General features: G+C 73.7%; 2 protein-coding genes. Both read left to right on the forward strand.

Going from position 1 to position 3,671, the window contains the following annotated elements:
• Window positions 1-1,478: 1,478 nt before the first annotated feature.
• On the forward strand, window positions 1,479-1,757 hold the full coding sequence (locus FF041_RS38405) for a hypothetical protein (protein ID WP_194292301.1): 279 nt from the start codon (window positions 1,479-1,481) through the stop codon (window positions 1,755-1,757).
• Window positions 1,758-2,232: 475 nt separating this feature from the next.
• Window positions 2,233-3,671, forward strand: a 1,439-nt coding sequence (locus FF041_RS38410) for an nSTAND1 domain-containing NTPase (RefSeq protein ID WP_456154185.1), incomplete at its 3' end; no start/stop codon positions are given.

Raw genomic sequence — 3,671 nt, forward strand, 5'->3', positions numbered from 1 at the left:
GGACCGTTCGCGGCCCGGCTCCTCGCGGAAGCGTTCGCTCTGCTGGTGGTCCGCTGCGGGCTGAAGCCCGTCCGCCTCCGTCAGGCGTCGAGGGCACCATCGCGGGGACTCGGCTGTCCGCCGCCGGGTGTCGGTCCCGGGCGGCGGGCGCAACGAGGGACAAGGGGGGCGGGTCCGGTCCGGCATACGACGCCGCCAACTGAGGGACGCGCTCGACAGCGGCTGCGTACCGCGCGGGGCGGTCGTCGCGGCCGTCGCGGCCGGTGAACGAGCCGATGGTGTGCAGGTCACACATGCGCAAACGGCAGTGGCCACAGCGGTACGCCTCAAATGCGTGATCACGGCCGCGAGCCGAACAGCCGTCCCTCCCCCACGGGCCGGAATGACGATCCGATCACCCGAACGGATGACGGCCCGCTCCTGGCCCTGCTCCTGCCCAGAGCTTCGGACGGCGTGCTCCGGTGGGGTTACAGCGCTGCCAGGGGGCCTGGTTTCGACAGCCCGGGTAGCGAGCACCCGTCACCAGCCTGCCCAGTCGTTTCATCGCGGGTGCTCACATCCGGCCGGGCCGCCGGTCGTTGGAGCGGGGGTGAGCACCCCTCCCTCTCTGACCCGGACCGAGCCCGGTGACCGGGCCGGGACACACCACGGGCCCGGGGGATCAACCTCGCGGCCCGGCTCCTGGAGAGGGCTACCGCGAGCAGCTCGCCCGCAACCGGCGCAAGAGACTCCGCTTCGACTGAGCCGACCGCTGAACCACGGCGCAGTGCTCGACCCCACGGTGCAGCGCCGGTGCCATGTCCGGTGCTGCCCGGAAGGCCTGCTCGCCTCGGGCGGCGGTGCGTACAGCGTCTGGCCGTCCTGCCGCGAGGAGTGCTTCCACCCCGCCGATGACGGAAAGTGTCGGAAACCCTGTCGTCGGTGCGGGAGGGAGCACTCTTCCAGGCCAACGCGGGGTGCGAGATGGACCATCCGGGGGGCCTGATGGATCCGGGGTGTGTCTCCCGGCAGGCCCGTTCGGTAGCGCCGCTGGTCAAAGCGGCGGACCGCCCATGGCCCGAGCTGAGAGAGTTCAGCGCGGAGGTCTCCGGTATCGCTGGCCGGTAACCACTGGTGCGCTCGCACATAGTCGCGGAGCCGGCAGAGAGTGCGCGGGTCGTGCGCGACACGGTCCTGGAATGCCACGGGAGGGGCCGTGGCCGCGGACACCGCGCCAGCGATCGGCAGCGGGGTCCAGCAGAGCTCGTTGAGCGCCTGCGCGATATCGGCCGGCGGCGGAGCGGGGAGATCGAAGGTCCGGAGACGGCTCGTCGGAGCCGGCCCCGCCCGGCCCCTTGTGAGCGCTCCGTCAGCCGGGGAGGAGACGACGGTCCTTCCTCAACTCAGGACCGGCCGTCGCGTCCGCGCGGCGTCGCACGCCCCGTGACCCGGAGGGCCGGCAGCGGTCCGTGAGGCCGTTCCCCTTCCGGAAGTCATCCATGTCGACACCGCTCACACGCCGATCCGGCGTCGCCGTCGCGGGCCTGACCGTCCTGCTGTCGTCTCTCCCTCTGCTCGGCCCGTCCGCGTCGGCGGCGGGCTCCGGCGTGCGGGCCGGGGAGATCAACGTCATCGCCGACCACAGCGGGCGCTGCCTGGAAGTGCAGCCCGATCCGGGCCACCAGGGCGGCGGACGCGGCCGTCGCCGGCACGGACGGCAGCCGCGGCGGCACGAGCCCCGGTCCCGGCCCGCGAACACCGCGTGCATCAACAGGTAGCAGAGGCCGTGGACGGCGTCCGCGGTGCCGAGGGTCCGCCAGATCTCCGGCAGCCCGCGGGCTGCCATGTCGTAGGTGACCGCCTCGTCGCCCCACAGCGTCCCCTCGCGCTCCAGCCCCCACACCCCCAGCAGCAGTGCCAGTACGGCGGGCGGGGCAGCCAGACCTGCCAGGGCGCACGGGCACGGGCGGTGGGAACGGAACGCCGCCGCACCGGCGGCAGCGTGCGCGAAGAGCGCCGGGAACGCGGGGAGCGAGGCGACGTGACGTGACGGGAATGGTCCCGGTATCGATCATGCGGCGAGTCCATCGGCCATGGTATTGATAAGCAGGCCTCTCACGCCGCACCCATCAATTGATCTACGCTCCGGAGTGACCGTCGCGGGGACAGATCGACGGTCTGGGGACGGGCGACGGCGCGGGGACCGGGACGGTCCGGGTGCCGTACGGGGACGGGAACGGACGGGGCACGGGGATGGGACGTCGCGAGAAGCCGCTGGACCCTGCCGACGGACCGGTGGAGTCCTTCGCGTACGAGCTGCGCGCCCTGCGGCAGTCGGTGGGCTCGCCCACCTACCGGGCGATGGCGGAGGGCTCCCCGTACTCCGCGCCCACCCTCTCCGGGGCCGCCTCCGGGGAACGTCTCCCCTCGCTCCCCGTCGCCCTCGCCTATGTCGCCGCCTGCGGCGGTGACCCCGAGGAGTGGGAACGCCGCTGGCAGCGGGCCCTCGCCGACGAGCCCGTGGTGGTCGTGGAGGACGGCATCACGGCCCCGTACCCCGGGCTCGCCCGCTACGGAACAGACGACAGCGACCACTTCTTCGGCCGTGACGACCTCGTCGCCGATCTGCTGGAGCTGACCCGGCGCCACCCCGTCGCTGCCCTGGTCGGCGCCTCCGGCAGCGGGAAGTCCTCGTTGCTGCGGGCGGGGCTGGTCCCGGCGCTCAGAGGGGCGGCGCGGACGGCGGGTGCCACGGAGGCCGTGACGGAGAGCAGAGCGGCCCCTTCCGTGATCCGGATCCTCACGCCCGGGCCCACCCCCGCCCGTACCCACCGGGCCCTGGTGACGGACGGCGCGCTGCTGCTCGTCGATCAGTTCGAGGAGGTCTTCACCCTCTGCCGGGACCCCGCCGAACGGAAAGCGTTCATGGAGCTGTTGACCGGTTCCGGCTGCCGGGTCGTCATCGCCGTGCGCGCCGACTTCTCCGGGCGGTGCGCCGAGCACCCGGCGCTCGCCGCGGCTCTCAGGGAGTCGGTGCTGCTCGTCGGACCGATGACGCCCGAGCAGCTCAGGGCGGCCGTCGTCGGCCCCGCCGTGGCACAGCGGCTGATCGTGGAACGGGCCCTCACCGCCCGGGTCGTCGCGGACGTCGCCGACGAGCCCGGCGGGCTGCCGCTGATGTCCCACGCCCTCCTGGAGACCTGGCGCCGACGGCGCGGACGGACCCTCACCGTGGCGGCGTACGAGGCGATCGGCGGGGTCCAGGGCGCCATCGCCCACACCGCCGAGGAAGTCTTCGGCGCCTTCACCGAACGGGAGGCACAGGCCGCGCGCGAGCTGCTGCTGCGGCTGATATCCCCCGGCGACGCCACCGAGGACACCCGCCGCTCGGCCGGGCACGGCGAACTCCTCCGCGCGCCCGAGTCGGAACGGGTCCTGGAACGGCTGGTGCGGGCCCGGCTGCTCACCGTCGACGACGGCGCGGTCGACCTGGCCCACGAGGCCCTGATCCGGGGCTGGCCCCGGCTGCGCGGCTGGATCGAACAGGACCGCGACCGGCTCCGCCTGCACCGCAGGCTCACCGACGCGGCGCGGACCTGGGACGGGCTCGGCCGGGACGAGGGCGCGCTGTACCGGGGCGCACAACTCGCGGCGGTCCGGGAGACCTTCGGCACACTGCCGGACGATCCCGC

Source organism: Streptomyces jumonjinensis (genome assembly GCF_009600885.1).
GTDB classification, from domain to species: domain Bacteria; phylum Actinomycetota; class Actinomycetes; order Streptomycetales; family Streptomycetaceae; genus Streptomyces; species Streptomyces jumonjinensis.

Bases quoted from the DNA above. Each gene is read 5' to 3' on its own strand.
- FF041_RS38405 (WP_194292301.1), top strand. From the start codon at position 1,479: ATGTCGACACCGCTCACACGCCGATCCGGCGTCGCCGTCGCGGGCCTG.